Genomic DNA, 21967 nt, shown 5'->3' on the forward strand with positions numbered 1-21967 from the left:
CGCGTGAGCGACGTCCATCCCTCCCCCATGACCTCGAGGGCCGACGGGACGCCCCCGTCGCACCGTGCCGTGGCCCCGCCCGCGGCCCTCGACCTGCTCACCCAGGCCCACCGGGGCCTCGCGGAGGCCGCCGGGCTGGACGCGCCCCACGAGCGCTACGCCACCGCACACCTCGCCGCCCTGCGCACCGCCGCCGCCGTGCTCGCCGCCCGGGCCCGCCCCGAGACGCCCCGGCGCGGGCGCCGCCGCATCCGCAGCGCCTGGGACGTGCTGCCGGAGGTCGCTCCCGAACTGGCCGAGTGGAGCGCCCTGTTCGCCTCCGGCGCCGAGCGCCGGGCGCGGGCCGAGGCGGGCATACGGTCGGCCGCGAGCCGCCGGGACGCCGATGATCTGCTCCGGGACGCGGACGCCTTCCTGCGCCTGGTCGAGCGGATGCTGGTGCTCCAGCCGAGGCTGCCCCGGCAGCCGTTGGCGGAGTACGGCCGGGCGGGCTGAGGCGGCGCGCGGGCGGCGCGGTCGGGGTGCGGAACGGCGTGGTGGGGCCCATTAGGCTGGGGGCCGCCGACGGCAGTCGTCCGCCGGTCATCCGTCGTCGCCGAGGAGTCACCCGCCGTGTCAGACCCCCTGCGCCCCCGGGCGTCCCTCCGAACCGCCGTGGTCTGGGAGGTCCTGCGGGACGCCCTCGACCGCAGGGTCAAGGCCGCGGGCCGGGACACCCTGGAGGTCCTGGACACCGGTGGCGGCTCGGGCAAGTTCGCCGTGCCGCTCGCGCGGCTCGGCCACCGGGTCACCGTCGTCGACCCCAGCCCCAACGCGCTGTTCGCCCTCGAGCGCCGGGCCGCCGAGGCCGGCGTCGCCGACCTCGTCCGCGGCGTCCAGGGCGACGCCCACGGCCTGTTCGACGTCGTCGAGCGCGGCGGCTACGACCTGGTGCTGTGCCACGGCGTGCTGGAGTACGTGGAGGACCCCGCGGAGAGCGTCCGCAACGCCGCCGCCGCGCTCCGCCCCGCCGGCACCCTCAGCATGCTCGCCGCCGGCCTCGGCGGCGCCGTGCTCGCCCGCGCCCTCGCCGGGCACTTCACCGAGGCCCGCCAGGCCCTGACCGACCCCGCCGGGCACTGGGGCGCCGGCGACCCGGTCACCCGACGCTTCACCGCCGAGCAGCTCAGCGCGCTCGCGGGCGACGCGGGCCTGGAGGTCTCCGCGGTGCACGGCGTGCGCGTCTTCGCCGACTTGGTGCCCGGAGTCCTCGTCGACGCCGAGCCCGGAGCCCTCGACGCGCTCCTGGCGCTGGAGGCCGCGGCGGCCGAGCTGCCGGCCTTCCACTCGGTGGCCACCCAACTGCACGTCCTGGCCGAGCGCGGCTGAATCCGCGCATCGCACGCAGGCCACCCGGTCGGCCCGTTCGCCCCGTATGATCGGGGGACACCGTCCGGCATGGCGGATCGGCGAGCAGGGAATGTACGTCCCGACGGCATCGATCGCCACACCGGGGCCGGTGGCCGATTTGGCGCAGAGGGGCGGGTTTCACGGGGGCGATTCCCTGCCTATCCTGAAAGGGTCGCACCCGGTCGCCCCCCGCGACCGACGAGTAGGAGGACTCCGTGCCGCTCTCGGAGCACGAGCAGCGCATGCTCGAGCAGATGGAGCGAGCGCTGTACGCCGAAGATCCCAAGTTCGCGACAGCGCTCGAGGGCAGCGGCCTGCGTACGTACACCCGGCGACGGGTCTACCAGGCGGTCGCGGGTTTTCTGGTGGGCATCGCGCTCCTCATGGCCGGAATGGTCGCCCAGCGGATCTGGATCAGCGTCGTGGGCTTCCTCGTCATGCTGGGCTGCGCCGTGCTCGCGGTGACGGGCTGGCGGAAGGCCCCCCGGCCGGGTGCCCAGCGGGGTGCCGCCCCGGCGGGAATGCCCCGGCGGCCGGCCGGTCGCCGTCGCGGCATGATGGACCGGATCGAGCAGCGGTGGCAGCGCCGCCGTGACGAACAGGGCCACTGAGCCCGGCGATCCCCTTTCAGCGTGGCCCTGGGGGCCAGGACCGATGGTCCTGGCCCCCAGGCGTATGCCCGCGCCGGGGGACCGTCACCGACGTCGGACCGATGGTCCGTCACCGGCTGTGCGGCGCCTGAGCGCGGTGCGTAGCCGCGCACCCGCTTCCGACCGGCGCCGCGAGGCGCCCCATGCGAGACGGGCGGCCGAGCGGGGGGCCAGCAGAGCACGCAGGTGCGTCCCGTGGCCCGCCCAGGCCCGAAGGCCCGCCCGCACCGCCGCGACGTCCGCGGCCGGTTCGGCCGCCGGCCGCGGCGAAGGGGCGTACAGCACCTGCTCGACCGCCGTGGCCAGCCGGCCCGCGGCACCGGCTGCCGGAGCCTTGAGAGCCGCGGCCCGTACGATCCGCTCGGCCGCCGTCCTGGGCGTCAGGGACTCATCGGGCGGGATGCCGTAGTCCCACGCCGAGTCGGTCAGCTCACGCCAGGCGGCCAGCGTGTCCGCCCCCGGATCGCCCCCGCCGCGCAGGCGCCGGGCCCGTACCCGCACCCGCCACAGCAGCGGCAGCACGGGCAGCGCCAACGCGGCCAGCACCGCCAACGCCACACCGGCCGGTGTGCGCCAGGAGGGCCCGTCGCCGCCGTCGGCGGCGGATGCCTGCCGCGCGGGCTCCGGGCAGCCGCCGTCCTTCTTCAGCCGCGGGGGGCAGCCCGCGTCCGCCGAAGGGGCCGGCGCCGGCGCGGCGGAGCGGCGCGGCAGCGGCTCCGGCTCGGCAGGGTCGGGGGTGGTGGGGGTCTGCGAGACCGTGTACTCCGGCGGGGTGCCCCGGCTCGGCGTGGGCTCGAAGCGGGTCCACCCGGCGCCCTCGAAGTACAGCTCGGGCCAGGCGTGCGCGTCCTTGGAGCCGACCGACACCGAGCCGTCCGCCTGCGGAGTGCCCGGTGTGAAGCCGACCGCCACCCGAGCGGGGATGCCCAGCGTGCGGGCCATGGCCGCCATGGAGAAGGAGAAGTGGACGCAAAAGCCCTTCTTCTCCTCCAGGAAGCGCGATATCGCGTTGCTGCCGCTGCCCGAGCGCACCTCGGTGTCGTACTGGAAGCCGCCGCCCACGGAGAACCAGTCCTGCAGCCTGACCGCCTGCTGATAGGCGTTCGCCGCACCGGCGGTCACCGTCCGGGCCGTCGAGGACACCACCTTCGGCAGCGTCTGCGGCACCTTGGTGTACTCGCGCAGCAGCTGCTGCGGGGGTGCGGGCGCCGCCGCGAGCTGGGCGGCGGTCGGCTCCACCAGCAGGCTGGAGACCTGATAGCGGACACCTCGGGTGGTCTGCCCGTGGTCGCCGACCAACGTCCGGCCCTCCGGCTCGTACCGCCACTGCCCCCCGACCCGGACCCGCTCCGCCGGATAGGGCAGGGGAAGGTAGTTCTGCCGGTAGCCCTCGGAGGCCGCGACGGAGGTGGTCACCTCCGTGGTGCGGGCCCCGGGGGCCAGCCCGGCAGGGGCGGGCAGCGGGTCGGGCACATCGGTGATGCGCCGCTCGGAGGCGCGCCATGACGAACCGTCGAAGTCGTCGAGCGCGACAATGCGCAGATACAGGTCCTCGGTGGAGGCCGTGGAGGTGCGGTAGCGCATCACCTCGCGGTTCTCCGGCTGGTTGAGGTTGTTCTGCAGCGAGACCAGCGGATTGACGGCGGAGATCGTGCCGCCGTCGCCGCCGGAGCCCGCGTCCCGGCCGCGCGGCTGCAGCAGCCCGCCGCCGACCGACGGCAGCACGGCCGGTATCGCCAGGGCGAGTCCGAGCGCGAGCGCACCGATCCGCCGCCCCGTGCGCACCGGGCTCACGGCGGACCCCGGACCCCCGGCCGCCGGCCCGGGGGAGCCGGGCGGCGGGGGATTCGGTCCGCCGGCGAAGACCCGGCCCCACTGCGCGAGCCGCTCGCGGCTCTCGGCCAGGAGCAGCAGCAGATAGCCGCCCGCCGCCGCCAGGAACCACAGCCAGTCGAAGCCGCCCTTGGCCAGCCCGGCCCCGACCGAATACAGGGCGAGCAGCGGCAGGCCCGCCGGCGCCGCGTTGCGGAACGTGACCGCCACCGCGTCCACCACCAGGCCCACGACCAGCACCCCGCCGACCAGCAGCAGCCTGATGGCCAGCGTCGCCGGCGCCGGGATCGCATACCGCCCGACGTCCTCCGCGCCCTCCTGCAGCAGCTGGCCGAACTCCCGGAAGACACCCGGCCCCGGCAGCAGCCCGCCGATCGCCTGCGACCGGGCGAAGACCACGGTGAGCAGCAACAGCCCTGTCAGCGCCTGCACCACGACCGTCAGCCACCTCGCCAGCGGCACCCTGCGGGCCACCGCGCCGACCGCCGTCTGGACGGTCAGCAGCAGGGCGGCCTGCAGCAGCCACGTGGACCGGTCGATCAGCGGCAGCATCGCGCCGGCCGCCGCGAGCGTGGCCACCGCCGCGCACACCGCCGAGCGCACCGACCCGCTCATGACCTGCCTCCCGCCACGCCGTCCCGGCGGGCGTCCGCCAGGCCGTCCGGCGCGCCCGCGAGCCGCCACAGATCGGGCAGCGCCGCGCCCGGGGCGACCGGCAGCGCCGTCCACCCCGCCTCGCGCAGCACGCGCAGCCGCTCCTGTGCGCCCCCACGGTCCGCGCCCTGCGGCGCGCCCGCCCAGGAGGCGCCGTCCAGGACGAAGGCCACCGCCGCGCCGCTGCGCCGGCGCATCCGCGCGGCGGTCATCGCCTGCTGTTCGTCCAGCTCGCCGAAGAACGCGACCAGCAGCCCCCCGTCGCCCCCGCGCAGCGCGTCATGGGCGGGGGAGAGGCCGGTGCCCTCGGAGTGGTCCAGCACGGCGAGGGTGTCCAGCATCAGCCCGGCGAGGTCCGCCGAGCCGTGCGGGGAGCCGGCGCCGCCCGTGCCCTCCGGGCCCGGCACCGAGCTGCCCGTGTCGGTCAGCAGCCGCACCGCCAGGCCCCGCTCCAGCAGATGCACCGCGACGGAGGCCGCCCCCGCCACCGCCCACTCGAAGGGTGAGTGCGGCCCCGCCCCCGCGTAGGCGACGGCGCGGGTGTCCAGCAGCACCGTGCACCGGGCCCGCTGCGGCTGCTCCTCGCGGCGCACCATCAGCTCGCCGTACCGGGCCGTGGAGCGCCAGTGCACCCGGCGCATGTCGTCGCCGTGGCGGTAGCCGCGCGGGATGATGTCGTCCTCGCCGGCCAGGGCGAGCGCGCCGTGCCGCCCGTCGCCGTAGCCCGCGCTCCGGCCGCCCAGCCGCACCGGCGGCAGCGCCTCGACGCGCGGCACGACCGTCAGCGTGTCGTGGGCCCCGAAGCCCCGGGTCAGCTCGCACATCCCGAACGGGTCCGCGAGCCGTAGCTCCAGGGGGCCCAGCGGATAGCGGCCGCGCAGATCCGAGCGGACCCGGTAGGACACCTCGCGCCGCCCGCCCGGCTCCATGCGGGCCAGGACGAAGCGCGGGCGCGGCCCCAGCACGTAGGGCACCCGGTCCTGGAGCATCAGCACGCCCGTGGGCAGCCGCGAGACATTGTCGACGCGCAGGCTCACCCGGGCCTCCGCCGAGGCGGTCACCCGCGCGGGCGCGAGCCGTCTGCTGCCCGTGACCCGGTGCCGGGTGCGGTGCAGCACGACCACGCACACCAGGGGCAGCACGGTCAGGAGCAGCCCCACCCGCAGCAGGTCCTCCTGGCCCAGGACGTAGGAGCACCCGGCCGCGGCCACCCCGGCCGCCAGGAACGAGCGGCCCCGGGTGGTCAGCCCGCCCAGCGCCGCTCCCAGACCGCCCCCGGCCTCCCGTGCGCCCGTGGGCCGCCGCATCACAGCCGCCCGGCGCCCGGCGGCTGCCGGCCGAACGGGTCGGGCACCGGGGTGCGCTGCAGGATGTCCAGGACGACCTGCTCGGCCGTGCGCCGGCCGAGCTGCGCCTGCGCGGTCGGCAGCAGCCGGTGCGCGAGGACCGGCACCGCCAGCGCCCGCACGTCGTCCGGCAGGGCGAAGTCGCGGCCGGCCAGCGCCGCCGCGGCCTTCGCAGCCCGCAGCAGATGCAGCGTCGCCCGCGGCGACGCGCCCAGTCTGAGCTCGGGGTGGCTGCGGGTCGCGCCGACCACGTCGACCGCGTATCGCCGCACCGAGTCGGCGACGTGGACCGTGCGGACCGCGTCGACCAGCTTGACGATCTCGTGCGCGTGCGCGACGGGCTGCAGGTCGTCCAGCGGGGAGAGGCCCCCGTGCACGTCCAGCATCCGCAGCTCGGCCTCCGGGCTGGGGTAGCCGATCGACACGCGGGCCATGAAGCGGTCGCGCTGCGCCTCCGGCAGCGGATACGTGCCCTCCATCTCGACGGGGTTCTGCGTGGCCACCACCATGAACGGGCTCGGCAGCTCGTAGGTGTGCCCGTCGATGGTGACCTGGCGCTCCTCCATCGACTCCAGCAGCGCCGACTGGGTCTTGGGGGAGGCGCGGTTGATCTCGTCGCCGATCACGATCTGCGCGAAGATCGCCCCCGGTTTGAACTCGAAGTCGCGGCGCTGCTGGTCGTAGACGCTCACGCCGGTGATGTCGGACGGCAACAGGTCCGGCGTGAACTGGATGCGCCGCACCGAGCAGTCGATGGAGCGCGCCAGCGCCTTGGCGAGCATGGTCTTGCCCACCCCCGGCACGTCCTCGATCAGCAGATGGCCCTCGGCCAGCAGCACGGTCAGCGAGAGCCGTACGACCTCCGGCTTGCCCTCGATCACACCCTCCACCGACCTGCGGACGCGCTCCGCCGTCGTGGTCAGATCGCTCAGGCTCGCTCGATCGTCATAGGTCGTCACCCGGCCCTCCTCGGCCCATTTCCAGGGCCGGGGCCCGACGGTACGGACCGGCCCACCCCGCAGCACGGACACCGCGCCCGCACGCATCGGCGGAGGCGGCGCCCGTAGGCATTCTTGCCGCCCGCGCGGTGTCCCGTCACCGCCTGTGGATAACTCGCCGCATCGCGGTCAGGGCCGGGGGTCGATCTCCCGCAGCAGACCCGTCGAGACGTCGAAGACGAAGCCGCGCACATCGTCGCGGTGGGGGAGGAAGGGGGAGGTGCGCACGCGCTGCATCGACTGGCGCACGTCCTGGTCGAGGTCCTTGAACGCCTCCACCGCCCACGCCGGCCGCTGGCCGACCTCGGCCTCGATCTCGTGCCGGAAGTCCTCGGTGAGGTTCAGCAGGCCGCAGCCGGTGTGGTGGATCAGTACGACCGACCGGGTGCCCAGCGCGCGCTGGCTGATGGTGAGCGAGCGGATGATGTCATCGGTGACCACGCCGCCCGCGTTGCGGATGGTGTGGCAGTCGCCGAGCTCCAGGCCCAGCGCGGCGTGGAGGTCGAGACGGGCGTCCATGCAGGCGACGACCGCGACTTTCAGGACAGGGCGGGCGTCCATGCCCGGGTCGGTGAACGCGGAGGCGTACTTCGCGTTGGCCTCCACCAGACGGTCGGTGACCGTCCCGGAGACGGGCCCGGCGCCGGAGCTGGGCTTTTGCGGCTGAGACGCGGATATCGACATAGGGATGAAGGTAGTCGGCGCCCGGCCGCGGCGCACGCGCGGAGTGACGCGCTGGCCAGTTGGTTGACCGAGGGGACGAGTGGACTAAAGTGGCGCGAAGTGGGAGGCGTGACGCTCCCCTTGGATCCGAAGAACCACCACGTGCGCGCGGTGCGCTTACGTACCCCTCGGCCTCCTCCCGCTCCCGGTCGCCCTGACGGCGCTTCCCCGGCGTCAGAACGGCCGCTTCCCCTTCGAGCGGGCGGGGACCCGGTGGTGCGTGCGCCCCGCGCCTCCCCGTACTTCAGAAGGGCGCATGAGCAGCAACGCGCGACACGTCCCCGTCATGCTCCAGCGCTGCCTGGACATGCTCGCCCCCGCCCTCACCGAGCCCGGTGCCGTCGTCGTCGACTGCACGCTCGGCGCCGGCGGCCACAGCGAGGCGCTGCTCACCCGCTTCCCCGAGGCGCGGCTCGTCGCCCTCGACCGGGACCCCACGGCCCTGGCGCTCGCCGGGGAGCGCCTCGCGCCCTTCGGCGACCGCGCCACGCTGGTGCGCGCCGTCTACCACGAGCTGCCCGACGTCCTGAAGCGGCTCGGCATCCCCAAGGTCCAGGGCGTCCTCTTCGACCTCGGCGTCTCCTCCATGCAGCTCGACGAGGCCGACCGCGGCTTCGCCTACGCGCAGGACGCGCCGCTGGACATGCGGATGGACCAGACGAGCGGAATAAGCGCCGCCGAGGTCCTCAACACCTATCCGCCCGGCGAGCTGGTGCGGATCCTGCGCGCGTACGGCGAGGAGAAGCAGGCCAAGCGGATCGTCTCGGCCATCGTCCGCGAGCGCGAGAAGGAGCCCTTCTCCAACAGCGCCCGGCTCGTCGAGCTCATCCGCGACGCCCTGCCGCAGGCTGCCAAGCGCACCGGCGGCAACCCCGCCAAGCGCACCTTCCAGGCCCTGCGCATCGAGGTCAACGCCGAGCTGGCCAGCGTGGAGGCCGCCATCCCCGCCGCCGTCGCCTCGCTCGCGGTCGGCGGCCGGATCGCCGTGCTGTCGTACCAGTCGCTGGAGGACCGCATCGTCAAGGGCGTCTTCGCGGCGGGCGCCGCCACCACCGCGCCGCCCGGGCTGCCGGTCGTGCCCGAGCGCTACCAGCCCCGGCTGAAGCTGCTCACGCGCGGCGCCGAGCTGCCCACCGAGGAGGAGATCGCGGAGAACCGGCGGGCGGCCCCCGCCCGGCTGCGCGGCGCCGAGCGCATCCGCGAGGACATCCCGTGACCCCGGCCGCCCGCCGGGGCGCCCGCCTGGGCCGGCTGCTGCCGGCCGGCGCCGCCGGAGCCAAGCGCACCCCCTTCGTCCTCCTGGTCGTCGTGCTGCTCGGCTCCGGCCTCATCTCGCTGCTGCTGCTGAACTCCTCCCTCAACCAGGGCTCCTTCGACCTCAGCCGGCTCCAGCGCAAGACCACCGAGCTCACCGACGAGCAGCAGGCCCTCCAGCAGGAGGTCGACCAGCTCGCCGCGCCCGACGCGCTCGAGCGCCGCGCCCGCGAGCTGGGCATGATTCCCGGCGGCAGCCCCGCCTTCCTCAACCCCGACGGCACCGTCAGCGGCGTCCCCGTCCCCGCCGGCTCCGAGGACCCCGCCACCCCCGCGTCCTACGTGGCCCCCGCGCCCCTGCCCCCGGCGCCCGAGGCGCCCGCCGCCAAGCCGCCCCCGGCCGCCCTGCCCCCGCAGGACCGGCCGCCGGCCGGGCGGGACGCGGCCGCGCAGCCCCCCGCCGGGCTCCCGCCCGTACGCAACCAGGGGCCCACCGCCCCGGCCGACGCCCCCGCGCCGGCGCTCCCCGAACCGGCGCTCCCGCTGCCCACCGCGGCGGGGAACCTCCGACAGATCAGGTAGGTGAGGTCGTGACGGCGCCCAGGCAGCCCCGCCGCCCGGTTCCCGGGCCCGCGCGCCCCGCCGCGCGACCGGCACGCCCCCGCCCGGGCTCCCAGGCCCTGCGGCTGGGCAGCCCCCGGCCCCGGCTGCGCATGATCGGGGTCGGGCTCACGCTCGTCCTGCTCGTCTTCACCGTGCGGCTGCTGCAGGTGCAGGCCGTCGACGCCGACGCCTACGCGGCCCGGGCCAACGTCAACCGCTACATCCCGGTCACGCTGGCCGCCGAGCGCGGGTCCATCACCGACCGCGGCGGCGTGGCCCTGGCCACCACCGTCGACGCCTACGACATCACCGCCGCCCCCGACCTGCTCACCCCCGAGCGGATCAAGGCCGAGGGCGCCGCCCGGCTGGCCGCCGAGCTCCTGGCACCCGTGCTGCACGAGGAGAGCGACGTGCTGGAGGAGAAGCTCACCGCCAACCCCAAGTCGAAGTACGTCGTCCTCGCCCGGCGCCAGAGCCCCCAGGTCTGGAAGAAGATCACCGAGCTGAAGAAGACGCAGGCCGACCGGGCCGCCCGCGGCAGGGGCGCGAACGTCCTCGCGGGCGTCAACCGCGAGTCCCACAGCAAGCGCGTTTACCCCAACGGCGAGCTCGCCGCCGGCATGCTGGGCTTCGTCAACAGCGACGGCCAGGGCGCCGGGGGCCTGGAGGCCCAGCTCAACGAGACCCTCGCGGGCAAGAACGGCCGGCGCGTGTACGCCCAGTCCGGCGGCCGCCAGGTGCCCACCGGGGACGTCAAGGAGCAGGCCGCCGTGCCCGGCTCCGACGTCGAGCTGACCATCGACCGCGACATCCAGTGGGCGGCCCAGAGCGCCATCGCCCGCCAGGTGAAGGACTCGCAGGCGGACCGCGGCTACGTCGTCGTCCAGGACACCCGCACCGGCGAGGTCCTGGCCATGGCCAACGCCCCCGGCTACAACCCCAATGAGCTCGACAAGGCCGACCGGGCCGCCCTGGGCAACTTCGCGCTGCAGGACGCCTACGAACCGGGCAGCGTCAGCAAGGTCATGACCATGGCCGCGGTCCTGGAGGAGGGCGTCGCCACGCCCGCCACGCACGTCGAGGTGCCCAACCGGCTGCCGCGCGCCGACCGGGCCTTCGCCGACGACGTCGACCACCCCACCTGGCACCTGACCCTCAACGGCGTCCTCGCCAAGTCCAGCAACATCGGCACCATCCTGGCCAGCGAGCAGCTCGGCAAGAGCCGCGAGGAGGCCAACCAGGTCCTCTACACCTATCTCCGGAAGTTCGGCGTCGGCCGCCCCACCGGCCTGAACTTCCCCGGCGAGACCCCCGGCATCCTCGCCAAGCCCAAGGACTGGAAGTCCTCCCGGCCCTTCACCATCCCCTTCGGCCAGGGCCTGTCCCTCAACGCCGTCCAGGCCGCCTCGGTGTACTCCACCATCGCCGGCGGCGGCGAGCGCGTACAGCCCTCGCTGGTCCGCGGCGCCAAGGGCCCCGACGGCCGCTTCGAGCCCGCCCAGGCCCCGCCGCGCACCCGCGTGATCAGCGAGAAGACCGCCAAGGAGCTCTCCGCGATGCTGGAGTCGGTGGTCGACGACCAGGAGGGCACCGGCACCAAGGCCAAGATCCCCGGCTACCGCGTCGCCGGTAAGACCGGCACGTCCAACCGGGTGGACCCGCTCACCGGCCGCTACCACGGCTACACCGCCTCCTTCGCCGGCTTCGCCCCCGCGGACCAGCCCCGGCTGACGGTCTACTGCGCCATCCAGAACCCCACCAAGGGCAGTTACTTCGGCGGGCAGATCTGCGGTCCGGTCTTCAAGCAGGTCATGGAGTTCGCCCTGAAGACCCTCCAGGTGCCGCCGTCGGGCTCGCAGCCGCCCCGGCTGCCGGTGAGCTACGACGAGCAGTGAGCCGGGCCGGCCGTGACGACGATCACTCCCGATCCGGGGAACCGCGGCCCGGTGCGCCCCTCGCTTCGCGACGAGGCGGGGTCGCCCGGTACGCTCACCGCCGTGCCCCACGCTGATCAGTCCCACACCACGCACCAGGACGCCCCCGCCATGGCCCCGGGAGCGCCCCGCCCCACCCAGGTCCGCCCCGTGCCCCTCGCGGAGCTGGCCGGTCAGCTGGGCATTCCCGTCCCCGCGGGCGCGGAGGCCGTCGAGGCCACCGGCATCACCCACGACTCGCGGGCCGTGCGCCCGGGCGACGTCTACGCCGCCCTGCCCGGCGCCCGCTTCCACGGCGCGGACTTCGCCGCCCAGGCCGCGGGCCTGGGCGCGGTGGCCGTGCTGACCGACCCGGCGGGCGCGGAGCGCGCCGCCGCCACGGGCCTGCCGGTCCTCGGCGTCGAGGACCCGCGCGCCCGCATGGGCGCCCTGGCCGCCACGATCTACGGCGAGCCCGGCGGCGACCTGCTGCAGATCGGCATCACCGGCACCTCCGGCAAGACCACCACCGCCTACCTCATCGAGGGCGGGCTGCGGGCCCTGGGCGGCCCGACGGGCCTGATCGGCACGGTGGAGTCCCGCATCGGCGACGAGCGGGTCAAGTCCGAGCGCACCACCCCCGAGGCCACGGACCTGCAGGCGCTCTTCGCGGTCATGCGCGAGCGCGGCGTGCGCTCGGTGGCCATGGAGGTCTCCAGCCACGCCCTGCGCCTCGGCCGCGTCGACGGCTGCGTCTTCGACGTCGCCGTCTTCAACAACCTCAGCCCGGAGCACATGGAGTTCCACACGGGCATGGAGGACTACTTCGCCGCCAAGGCGGAGCTGTTCACCAAGCAGCGCAGCCGCGTCGGCGTGGTCAACGCCGACGACGAGTACGGGCGCCGCCTCGCCCGCGGCGAGTCCGAGGTCCCGGTGATCACCTTCTCCGCCGAGGGCCGCGAGGACGCCGACTGGCGCGCGGTCGACGTGGAGATCGGCCCGTTCGACTCCACCTTCACGGTCCTGGGCCCCGAGGGCCGGTCCGTGACCGCCAGAGCGCCGCTCGCCGGCCCGTTCAACGTCGCCAACGCGCTCGCCGCCATCGTCGCGCTCGTCGCCGCCGGCGCCGACCCGCAGACCGCCGCCGACGGCGTCGCGGCCGTGCCCGGCGTCCCCGGCCGCCTGGAGCGCGTGGACGCGGGCCAGCCCTACCTCGCGGTCGTCGACTACGCGCACAAGACGGATGCCGTCGAATCGGTTCTCCGCGCCCTGCGCAAGGTCGGCACGGGCCGCATCCACGCCGTCCTCGGCTGCGGCGGCGACCGCGACACCACCAAGCGCGCCCCCATGGGCGCCGCGCTCGCCCGCGGTGCCGACACGGCCGTACTGACCTCCGACAACCCCCGCTCCGAGGACCCCCTCGCGATCCTCGCCACCATGCTCGCGGGCGCCGCCGAGGTGCCCGCCGCCGAGCGCGGCACCGTCCTCCTGCTGGAGGACCGCGCCGCGGCCATCGCCGCCGCCGTCGCCCGCGCCGAACCCGGCGACACCGTCCTGGTGCTGGGCAAGGGCCACGAACAGGGCCAGGACATCGCCGGAGTGGTACGCCCCTTCGACGACCGCCGGGTGCTGCGCGAGGCCATCGAGCACCGTCACGCGGCCACCAAGCACCGGAACGACCAGGGATGACAGACCGCCATGCGCGTACAACCCTCCCCCCGGCAGCTCTCCCGAACGGCAGGAGGTGACCACCGGTGATCGCACTGACCCTCGCCGAGATCGCCGCCATCACCGGCGGGCAGCAGCACGACATACCGGACCCGCTGGCAACCGTCGGCGGTCCGGTCGTCATCGACTCCCGTGAGGTGAAGCCGGGCAGCCTCTTCGCCGCCTTCGCCGGCGAACACGTCGACGGCCACGACTACGCGCAGCGCGCCGTCGAGGCGGGCGCGGCAGCCGTGCTGGCCGCCCGCCCCGTGGGCGTCCCCGCCATCGTGGTCGACGACGTCGAGCGCGCCCTGGGCGCCCTCGCCCGGGCCGTCGTGGAGCGGCTGGGCACCACCGTCGTCGCCCTCACCGGCTCGGCCGGCAAGACCAGCACCAAGGACCTGATCGCTCAGCTCCTGCAGCGGCTCGCCCCCACGGTGTGGACCCCCGGCTCCCTGAACAACGAGATCGGCCTGCCGCTGACCGCGCTGCGCGCCGACGCCGGCACCGCCAACCTCGTCCTGGAGATGGGCGCCCGCGGCATCGGCCACATCCGCTACCTCACCGAGCTCACCCCGCCGCGCATCGGCGTCGTCCTCAACGTCGGCACCGCGCACATCGGCGAGTTCGGCGGCCGCGAGCAGATCGCCCAGGCCAAGGGCGAGCTGGTCGAGGCGCTGCCCGCCGCCGCCGAGGGCGGCATCGCGGTGCTCAACGCCGACGACCCCCTGGTCCGCGCCATGAGCGCGCGCACCAAGGCCCGTACGGTCCTGTTCGGCGAGGCCCCCGACGCGCAGATCCGCGCCGAGAACGTCCGCCTCACCGGGACCGGGCAGCCCTGCTTCACGCTCCACACACCCACCGGGTGCGCCGACGTGACCATGCGGCTGTACGGTGAGCACCACGTGTCGAACGCGCTCGCCGCCGCCGCCGTCGCCCATGAGCTGGGCATGCCTGTGTCCGGGATCGCCGACGCGCTCTCCGGTGCGGGCCAGCTCTCCCGCTGGCGGATGGAGGTCACCGAGCGCACGGACGGCGTGACGATCGTCAACGACGCCTACAACGCGAACCCCGAGTCCATGCGAGCCGCGCTGCGCGCGCTGGCCGCGATGGGCGAAGCCGCACGGGCTAGGGGCGGACGTACGTGGGCAGTACTCGGTCAGATGGCCGAGCTCGGCGGGGAGTCACTCGCCGAGCACGACGCTGTCGGACGGCTCGCCGTCCGGCTCAACGTCAGCAAGCTCGTGGCAGTCGGGGGCAGGGAAGCGGCCTGGCTGCAGATGGGCGCCTATAACGAGGGTTCGTGGGGTGAGGAGTCGGTGCACGTGTCCGACGCGCAGGCGGCGGTCGACCTGTTGCGCAGCGAGCTGCGCCCGGGTGACGTCGTGCTGGTGAAGGCGTCCCGGTCGGTGGGGCTGGAACGGGTGGCCGAAGCGCTGCTCGCGGTCGACGGTGAGGTCGCCGGCTGATGAACCAGATCCTCTTCGCGGGTGTCATCGGTCTGTTCCTGACCCTCATCGGCACCCCGCTGCTGATCAAGTTCCTGGCCCGCAAGGGCTACGGCCAGTTCATCCGCGACGACGGCCCCCGCGGCCACGCCGGGAAGAAGGGCACGCCCACCATGGGCGGCATCGCCTTCATCCTGGCCACGCTCATCGCGTACGCCGTGACGAAGGTGATCACCAGCAAGGAGCCGACGACCTCGGGCCTGCTGGTGCTGTTCCTGACCGCCGGCATGGGCCTGGTCGGCTTCCTCGACGACTACATCAAGATCGTCAAGCAGCGGAGCCTGGGCCTGCGCGCCAAGGCGAAGATGGCCGGCCAGCTGATCGTCGGCATCGCCTTCGCCGTCCTCGCGCTGCAGTTCGCCGACACCCGGGGCCAGACCCCGGCCTCCATGCGGCTGTCCTTCACCCAGGACTTCGGCTGGTCCGTCGGCCCCGTGATCTTCGTGGTCTGGGCGCTGTTCATGATCCTCGCGATGTCGAACGGCGTGAACCTCACCGACGGCCTCGACGGCCTCGCCACCGGCGCCTCCGTGATGGTCTTCGGCGCGTACGTCTTCATCGGCACCTGGCAGCACGGCCAGTCCTGCGCCAACCCGCTGACCGCGGGCGCCGCCTGCTACGAGGTACGGGACCCGCTCGACCTCGCCGTGGTCGCCTCGGCGCTGATGGGCTCCTGCTTCGGCTTCCTGTGGTGGAACACCTCCCCGGCCAAGATCTTCATGGGTGACACCGGCTCGCTGGCCCTCGGCGGCGCGCTGGCGGGTCTGGCCATCTGCTCGCGCACCGAGCTGCTGATCGCCCTCCTCGGCGGCCTGTTCGTCCTGATCACCATGTCCGTGGTCATCCAGGTCGGCTCCTTCCGCCTCACCGGGAAGCGCGTCTTCCGGATGGCCCCGCTGCAGCACCACTTCGAACTCAAGGGGTGGAGCGAGGTCCTTGTGGTGGTCCGGTTCTGGATCATCCAGGGCCTGTGCGTGGCCGTCGGACTCGGAATCTTCTACGCCGGATGGTTGGCCATCAAGTGAGCCGCACGAGCTACAACGGCAAGCACATCACCGTCGCCGGTCTCGGCGTGAGCGGCATCAGCGCCGCTCGCGCCCTGGCCGGCCTCGGCGCGCGGGTCACCGTGGTCGACGGCGGCGACGGCCCGGCGCTGCGCGAGCGCGCCGCCGGCCTCGAGGCCCAGGGCATCGCGGTGCGCCTGGCCGACGCCGCCACCCTGCCCGAGGGCACCGACCTGGTCGTCACCTCGCCGGGCTGGAAGCCGGACAGCCCGCTCTTCGCGGCCGCCGCCGAGGCGGGCGTGGACGTGGTGGGCGACGTCGAGATCGCCTGGCAGCTGCGCGACGAGACCTCCGCGCCGTGGCTGGCGATCACCGGCACCAACGGCAAGACCACCACCGTCCAGATGCTGGCCTCCATCCTGGAGGCCGCCGGGCTGCGCACCGCCGCCGTCGGCAACATCGGCACCCCGATCATCGACGTGGTGCTGGGCGACGAGCCCTACGACGTGCTCGCCGTCGAGCTCTCCAGCTACCAGCTGCACTGGGCGCCCTCGCTGCGCGCCCACTCCGCGGCCGTCCTCAACCTCGCGCCCGACCACCTCGACTGGCACGGCTCCATGGCGGCGTACGCCACCGACAAGGGCCGCATCTACGAGGGCAACCAGGTCGCCTGCGTCTACAACGTCGAGGACCCGCGCACCGAACACCTGGTCCGCGAGGCCGACGTCGAGGAGGGCTGCCGGGCCATCGGCTTCACCCTCGGCGCCCCCGGCCCGTCCATGCTCGGCGTGGTCGACGGACTGCTCGTCGACCGGGCCTTCGTGGAGAACCGCCACCAGCAGGCGCAGGAGCTCGCCGAGGTCTCCGACATCAAGCCGGCGGCCCCGCACAACATCGCCAACGCCCTCGCCGCCGCCGCCCTCGCCCGCGCCTTCGGCGTGGAGGCCGCGGCGGTACGCGACGGGCTGCGCGCCTTCCGGCCCGACGCCCACCGCATCGCCCACGTCGCCGACGTCGACGGCGTCGCCTACGTGGACGACTCCAAGGCCACCAACACCCACGCCGCCCGGGCGTCGCTGGCGGCGTACGAGTCGATCGTGTGGATCGCGGGCGGCCTGGCCAAGGGCGCCACGTTCGACGAGCTGGTCACCGCCTCGGCGAAGCGGCTGCGCGGCGTCGTCCTCATCGGGGCCGACCGGGCGCTGATCAGGGAAGCACTGGCGCGACACGCCCCGGATGTCCCGGTGGTGGACCTCGAGCGGACCGACACTGGGGCGATGGCCGCGGCGGTGCGCGAGGCGGCCCGGATCGCCGGTCCGGGGGACACCGTCCTCATGGCCCCGGCGTGTGCGTCGATGGACATGTTCACCAACTACAACGAGCGCGGCGAGGCCTTCGCCGAGGCGGTACGGGCCCTGGCCGACGGCCGCGACGCACAGAAGTAGCCGCTGGTCCCCACGGCGCGGGCCGGCGGCGTGGGACACCAGCGGAGGGGACACCCCGGATGCACGCCGACGACACCGCCGCGAGCGGCGCGTGGACGGCCCTGCGGGGCCCCACCGCGCGCACCCGGCCCGCCCGGGCGCCCCGTCCGGCCCCGCGAGCCGCCCCCGGCGGCCCGCGGCGCCCCCGGGGCGGCCCCGGCGGCCTGCGGGGACTGCACGCCCGCGCCAGGCGCGCCTGGGACCGCCCGCTGACCGCGTACTACCTGGTCCTCGGCGGCTCCCTGCTGATCACCGTCCTCGGCCTGGTGATGGTCTACTCCGCCTCCCAGATCAAGGCGCTGCAGAACGGCCTGGCGCCCAGCTACTTCTTCCGCAAGCAGCTGCTTGCCGCCGCCATCGGCACCGTGCTGCTGCTCGCGGCGGCCCGCACCCCGGTCAGGCTGCTGCGCGCCCTGGCCTACCCGCTGCTCGCGGTCTCGGTCTTCCTGCTCTGCATGGTCCAGGTGCCCGGCGTCGGCGAGACCATCAACGGCAACACCAACTGGATCTCCCTGGGCGGCCCCTTCCAGCTCCAGCCCAGCGAGTTCGGCAAGCTCGCGCTCGTCCTGTGGGGCGCCGACCTGCTGGCCCGCAAGCAGTCCAAGAAGCTGCTCACCCAGTGGAAGCACCTGCTGGTGCCGCTGGTGCCGGTGAGCTTCCTGCTGCTCGGCCTGATCATGCTGGGCGGCGACATGGGCACCACCGTCGTCCTGACCGCCGTGCTGCTCGGCCTGCTGTGGGTGGCGGGCGCCCCCACCAGGCTCTTCTCCGGAGTGTTCGGCGTCACGGCCGCCCTGGCCATACTCTTCATCAAGACCAGCGCCAACCGCATGTCCCGACTGGAGTGCATCGGCGCCACCGACCCCGGTGCGAACGACCAGTGCTGGCAGGCCGTGCACGGCATCTACGCGCTGGCCAACGGCGGATGGTTCGGTGCCGGTCTCGGAGCCAGTGTGGAGAAATGGGGCGAACTCCCCGAACCCCACACCGACTTCATCTTCGCCATCACCGGCGAGGAACTGGGTCTGGCGGGGACGCTGTCGGTACTCGCCCTGTTCGCGGCTCTAGGCTATGCGGGTATCCGCGTGGCCGGACGCACGGAGGACCCCTTCGTGAGGTACGCCGCGGGAGGTGTGACCACCTGGATCACGGCCCAGGCCGTGGTCAACATCGGTGCGGTGCTCGGCCTGCTGCCGATCGCCGGTGTCCCGCTCCCGCTGTTCTCCTACGGAGGGTCCGCCCTGCTGCCGACCATGTTCGCCATCGGGCTCCTGATCGCCTTCGCGCGCGACGAACCCGGTGCACGGGCGGCGCTGGCCATGCGGCAGCCTGGGGTGAGATGGAAGACGATGAGACGGCGCGTCAAGAAGCGACCGTCCGGAGAGCGGTGAATTTCGGTGCATGTCGTACTCGCCGGCGGGGGGACCGCCGGCCACATCGAGCCCGCGCTCGCCCTCGCGGACGCCCTGCGCAGGCAGGACCCGACCGTGGGGATCACGGCGCTCGGCACGGAGCGGGGTCTGGAGACCCGGCTCGTGCCCGAGCGGGGCTATGAGCTGGGGCTGATCCCGGCCGTACCGCTGCCCCGCAAGCCCACCCCGGAACTGATCACCGTCCCCGGACGGCTGCGCGGCACCATCAAGGCCGCCGAGCAGATCCTGGAGCGCACCAAGGCGGATTGCGTGGTCGGCTTCGGCGGCTACGTGGCGCTGCCCGGCTACCTGGCCGCCAAGCGGCTCGGCGTGCCGATCATCGTCCACGAGGCCAACGCGCGCCCCGGCCTGGCCAACAAGATCGGCTCGCGCTACGCCGCCGGGGTCGCGGTGTCCACCCCGGACAGCAAGCTGCGCAACGCCCGCTACGTCGGCATCCCGCTGCGCCGCACCATCGCCACGCTGGACCGGGCGGCCGTCCGCCCCGAGGCGCGGGCCGCCTTCGGGCTCGACCCCAACCTGCCGACGCTGCTGGTCTCCGGCGGTTCGCAGGGCGCCCGCCGGCTCAACGAGGTCGTCCAGGCCGTCGCCCCGGCGCTGCAGCGCTCCGGCATCCAGATCCTGCACGCGGTCGGTCCGAAGAACGAACTGCCGCATGCGGACAACATGCCCGGAATGCCGCCCTATATCCCGGTATCGTATGTAGACCGGATGGACCTCGCGTACGCCGCGGCCGACATGATGCTCTGCCGCGCGGGCGCGATGACCGTCGCCGAACTCTCCGCCGTCGGCCTCCCGGCGGCCTACGTCCCGCTGCCCATCGGCAACGGCGAGCAGCGGCTCAACGCCCAGCCCGTGGTCAAGGCGGGCGGCGGCCTGCTGGTCGACGACGCCGAGCTCACTCCCGAGTGGGTGCTCAGCCAGGTGGTCCCGGTGCTCTCCAACCCGCACCGGCTGTACGAGATGTCCCGTTCGGCCGCCGAGTTCGGCCGGCGCGACGCCGACGAACTGCTCGTCGGCATGGTGTACGAGGCGATTGCCGCACGCAGAGCGGGCTGACGGCCCGTAGGAGCAGGAGGCTGGGGAGCGTGGCCGGACCGACGACCGCCCGGCGCGGTGGTCAGAAGAACACCAAGTCCAAGGCGGCCGGCTCGGCCAGGTCGCCCAAGCGGTCCCGGGCCGCCCTGCTGCCGCCCCGCCCGCCCCGGCGGGGCGGCAAGCCCCGCAAGGGCGCCCCACGCGGCTCCAGGCCCCGTCCCCGGTCCCTGCGACGGCGCAGGCTGCTCCTGGGGTCGCTGGCGGCCGTGCTCCTCGGCACGGCCGTCTGGTGGGCCCTCTACGGCTCCACCTGGCTGCGCGTCACCCGAGTGGACGTCAGCGGCACCACCGTGCTGACGCCCGAGGAGGTGCGCGAGGCGGCCGAGGTCCCGCTCGGCGACCCCCTCGCCTCCGTGGACACCGACGCCATCGCCGAGCGGCTGCGCAACCGGCTGCGGCGGATCGAGGCGGTGGACGTCGAACGATCCTGGCCGCACGGAATCGGTCTGAAAGTGACCGAACGACAGCCCAAAGCCCTGCTCGAAAAGGGTGGGAAATTTATCGAAATCGATGGCGCGGGCGTGCGGTTCGCCACAGTCGATCACCCGCTCCAGGGGGTGCCCCGGCTCGTGGTGGAGCCCGACGGCTCGCCCAGCCACCGGCGCTTCGGCACCGAACAGCTCGAACGCGAGGCGGTCCGGGTGGCGGCGGCGCTGCCCCCACCCGTTCGGGGGGACACCCACGTCATCCGCGTACGCTCATACGACTCCATCACCGTGGAACTGACGGGCGGTCGGACCATCGTCTGGGGCAGTGGTGAGCGGAGCGACGCGAAGGCCCGTACGCTCACCGCGCTGCTCAAGGCGGCGGGGGGCGCGAAGCGCTACGACGTGAGCGCCCCGGGCGCCCCGGCGGTGTCCGGGAGTTGACGTCCTTCCCGGCCTGCCAGCACCCTGGTTGGCTACGGCTATGGGTGATCACATAGGGTGAAAAGAAAAACGGGAGGTTCGGCGTGTTCGTTGAAGCCGCGCCGCTTGTCGACTTAGTGTCCTGCTTCAGAGAACCCACGGAACAGTGACACCGGTAACCCTAAACTTCAACGTTAGGGTTCGGGTCGGCATTGAGAACCGCCCCCAGGCATACGTAACTCGAGGCGAGAGGCCTTCGACGTGGCAGCACCGCAGAACTACCTCGCAGTCATCAAGGTCGTCGGTATCGGCGGCGGTGGCGTGAACGCCATCAACCGGATGATCGAGGTCGGTCTCAAGGGCGTCGAGTTCATCGCGATCAACACCGATGCGCAGGCCCTGCTGATGAGCGACGCCGACGTCAAGCTCGACGTCGGCCGTGAGCTCACCCGCGGCCTCGGCGCCGGCGCCAACCCCGACGTCGGCCGCAAGGCCGCCGAGGACCACCGCGAGGAGATCGAGGAGGTCCTCAAGGGGGCCGACATGGTCTTCGTCACCGCCGGCGAGGGCGGCGGCACCGGCACCGGCGGCGCGCCCGTCGTGGCCAACATCGCCCGCTCGCTGGGCGCCCTGACGATCGGTGTGGTCACCCGCCCGTTCACCTTCGAGGGTCGCCGCCGCGCGAACCAGGCGGAGGACGGCATCGCGGGTCTGCGCGACGAGGTCGACACCCTCATCGTCATCCCCAACGACCGGCTGCTGTCCATCTCGGACCGCCAGGTGAGCGTGCTCGACGCGTTCAAGTCGGCCGACCAGGTACTGCTGTCCGGCGTCCAGGGCATCACCGACCTCATCACCACCCCGGGCCTGATCAACCTCGACTTCGCCGACGTCAAGTCCGTGATGTCCGAGGCGGGCTCGGCCCTCATGGGCATCGGCTCGGCCCGCGGCGACGACCGCGCGGTGGCCGCCGCCGAGATGGCGATCTCCTCGCCGCTGCTGGAGGCGTCCATCGACGGCGCCCGTGGCGTCCTGCTCTCCATCTCCGGCGGCTCCGACCTCGGTCTCTTCGAGATCAACGAGGCGGCGCAGCTGGTCAGCGAGGCGGCCCACCCCGAGGCCAACATCATCTTCGGTGCCGTCATCGACGACGCCCTCGGTGACGAGGTCCGGGTCACGGTCATCGCGGCCGGCTTCGACGGCGGCCAGCCGCCGGCGAAGGGCAGCCGCGACAAGGTGCTCGGCGGCTCCTCCTCCTACGGCTCCGGCCGTGAGGAGAGCGGCTCGGCCGGTTCGGCCGCGAGCCGTCCGGCCGCTCCGTCCGAGCCGTCCCGGCCGTCCTTCGGCAGCCTCGGCAGCGTGACCCCGCGCACCGAGGAGCCCGTGCCGGACCCGTCGCCCGTCGCCGAGGTCCCGCCGCCCCCGGTCGCCTCCCCCCAGGTCCCGCCGGCGCGTCCCTACCAGGACTCGACCGCCGAGGAACTGGACGTTCCCGACTTCCTGAAGTGACCTCAAGGAACCG

The 21967-nt window shown here is 73.9% G+C and carries 18 protein-coding genes; 14 read left to right on the forward strand and 4 right to left on the reverse strand.

Features of this window, described 5'->3' with window-relative positions; genetic code table 11:
- The first annotated feature begins 27 nt into the window (after positions 1-27).
- The 3 genes from AB0G59_RS14740 (at position 28) to AB0G59_RS14750 (ending at position 2000) form a co-directional block, all read left to right on the forward strand.
- On the forward strand, positions 28-495 hold the full coding sequence (locus tag AB0G59_RS14740) for an SAV_6107 family HEPN domain-containing protein (protein WP_360911575.1): 468 nt from the start codon (positions 28-30) through the stop codon (positions 493-495).
- A 117-nt stretch (positions 496-612) separates the two neighbouring features.
- On the forward strand, positions 613-1368 hold the full coding sequence (locus AB0G59_RS14745; RefSeq protein ID WP_360911505.1) for a methyltransferase domain-containing protein: 756 nt from the start codon (positions 613-615) through the stop codon (positions 1366-1368).
- 236 nt (positions 1369-1604) lie between these two features.
- Complete coding sequence (locus AB0G59_RS14750) at positions 1605-2000, forward strand: DUF3040 domain-containing protein (protein WP_071966004.1); 396 nt, start codon at positions 1605-1607, stop codon at positions 1998-2000.
- 84 nt (positions 2001-2084) lie between these two features.
- Here the strand turns inward: AB0G59_RS14750 and AB0G59_RS14755 are convergent, their stop codons facing one another.
- The 4 genes from AB0G59_RS14755 to AB0G59_RS14770 all read right to left on the reverse strand — a co-directional run bounded on the left by AB0G59_RS14755 (position 2085) and on the right by AB0G59_RS14770 (position 7554).
- Positions 2085-4487, reverse strand: coding sequence for a DUF3488 and transglutaminase-like domain-containing protein (locus AB0G59_RS14755; protein ID WP_360911507.1), 2403 nt, complete (start codon positions 4485-4487; stop codon positions 2085-2087).
- Positions 4484-5833: a DUF58 domain-containing protein gene (locus AB0G59_RS14760; RefSeq protein ID WP_360911509.1), complete on the reverse strand. Its 1350-nt coding sequence runs from the start codon at positions 5831-5833 to the stop codon at positions 4484-4486. The genes AB0G59_RS14755 and AB0G59_RS14760 overlap by 4 nt, the downstream gene beginning before the upstream one ends.
- Positions 5833-6831, reverse strand: a complete 999-nt coding sequence (locus tag AB0G59_RS14765; protein WP_360911511.1) for a MoxR family ATPase — start codon at positions 6829-6831, stop codon at positions 5833-5835. The genes AB0G59_RS14760 and AB0G59_RS14765 overlap by 1 nt, the downstream gene beginning before the upstream one ends.
- Positions 6832-6999: 168 nt before the next feature.
- Positions 7000-7554, reverse strand: coding sequence for a carbonic anhydrase (locus AB0G59_RS14770; protein ID WP_360911513.1), 555 nt, complete (start codon positions 7552-7554; stop codon positions 7000-7002).
- A gap of 295 nt (positions 7555-7849) precedes the next feature.
- Between AB0G59_RS14770 and rsmH the strand changes: the two genes are divergently transcribed.
- From rsmH to ftsZ, 11 genes are all read left to right on the forward strand, one after another.
- Complete coding sequence (gene rsmH, locus AB0G59_RS14775; protein ID WP_071965998.1) at positions 7850-8809, forward strand: 16S rRNA (cytosine(1402)-N(4))-methyltransferase RsmH; 960 nt, start codon at positions 7850-7852, stop codon at positions 8807-8809.
- Positions 8806-9429, forward strand: coding sequence for a septum formation initiator family protein (locus tag AB0G59_RS14780; protein ID WP_360911516.1), 624 nt, complete (start codon positions 8806-8808; stop codon positions 9427-9429). The genes rsmH and AB0G59_RS14780 overlap by 4 nt, the downstream gene beginning before the upstream one ends.
- An 8-nt stretch (positions 9430-9437) precedes the next feature.
- Positions 9438-11345 carry a penicillin-binding protein 2 gene (locus AB0G59_RS14785; protein ID WP_360911518.1) on the forward strand — a complete coding sequence of 636 codons (1908 nt, stop codon included), beginning with the start codon at positions 9438-9440 and terminating at the stop codon, positions 11343-11345.
- A gap of 12 nt (positions 11346-11357) precedes the next feature.
- Entirely contained in the window at positions 11358-13052 is a 1695-nt protein-coding gene (locus AB0G59_RS14790; protein ID WP_360911520.1) for a UDP-N-acetylmuramoyl-L-alanyl-D-glutamate--2,6-diaminopimelate ligase, read from the forward strand.
- A 65-nt stretch (positions 13053-13117) separates the two neighbouring features.
- The gene (gene murF, locus AB0G59_RS14795; RefSeq protein ID WP_360911522.1) at positions 13118-14539 is read left to right on the forward strand and encodes a UDP-N-acetylmuramoyl-tripeptide--D-alanyl-D-alanine ligase; all 1422 of its coding nucleotides are present in this window, start codon (positions 13118-13120) and stop codon (positions 14537-14539) included.
- Positions 14539-15603 carry a phospho-N-acetylmuramoyl-pentapeptide-transferase gene (mraY, locus tag AB0G59_RS14800; RefSeq protein ID WP_071963482.1) on the forward strand — a complete coding sequence of 355 codons (1065 nt, stop codon included), beginning with the start codon at positions 14539-14541 and terminating at the stop codon, positions 15601-15603. Before murF ends, mraY begins: the two co-directional genes overlap by 1 nt.
- Entirely contained in the window at positions 15600-17027 is a 1428-nt protein-coding gene (gene murD, locus AB0G59_RS14805; protein WP_360911524.1) for a UDP-N-acetylmuramoyl-L-alanine--D-glutamate ligase, read from the forward strand. Before mraY ends, murD begins: the two co-directional genes overlap by 4 nt.
- A gap of 59 nt (positions 17028-17086) precedes the next feature.
- Positions 17087-18457 carry a putative lipid II flippase FtsW gene (gene ftsW, locus AB0G59_RS14810; protein WP_360911526.1) on the forward strand — a complete coding sequence of 457 codons (1371 nt, stop codon included), beginning with the start codon at positions 17087-17089 and terminating at the stop codon, positions 18455-18457.
- 6 nt (positions 18458-18463) lie between these two features.
- Positions 18464-19558: an undecaprenyldiphospho-muramoylpentapeptide beta-N-acetylglucosaminyltransferase gene (gene murG / locus AB0G59_RS14815; RefSeq protein ID WP_071963485.1), complete on the forward strand. Its 1095-nt coding sequence runs from the start codon at positions 18464-18466 to the stop codon at positions 19556-19558.
- A 125-nt stretch (positions 19559-19683) separates the two neighbouring features.
- The gene (locus AB0G59_RS14820) at positions 19684-20466 is read left to right on the forward strand and encodes an FtsQ-type POTRA domain-containing protein (RefSeq protein WP_360911577.1); all 783 of its coding nucleotides are present in this window, start codon (positions 19684-19686) and stop codon (positions 20464-20466) included.
- Positions 20467-20706: 240 nt separating this feature from the next.
- Entirely contained in the window at positions 20707-21954 is a 1248-nt protein-coding gene (gene ftsZ, locus AB0G59_RS14825) for a cell division protein FtsZ (RefSeq protein ID WP_360911528.1), read from the forward strand.
- Positions 21955-21967 lie beyond the last annotated feature (13 nt).

This window comes from Streptomyces sp. NPDC021096 (assembly GCF_040641275.1).
In the GTDB taxonomy this organism is placed as follows: Bacteria; Actinomycetota; Actinomycetes; order Streptomycetales; family Streptomycetaceae; genus Streptomyces.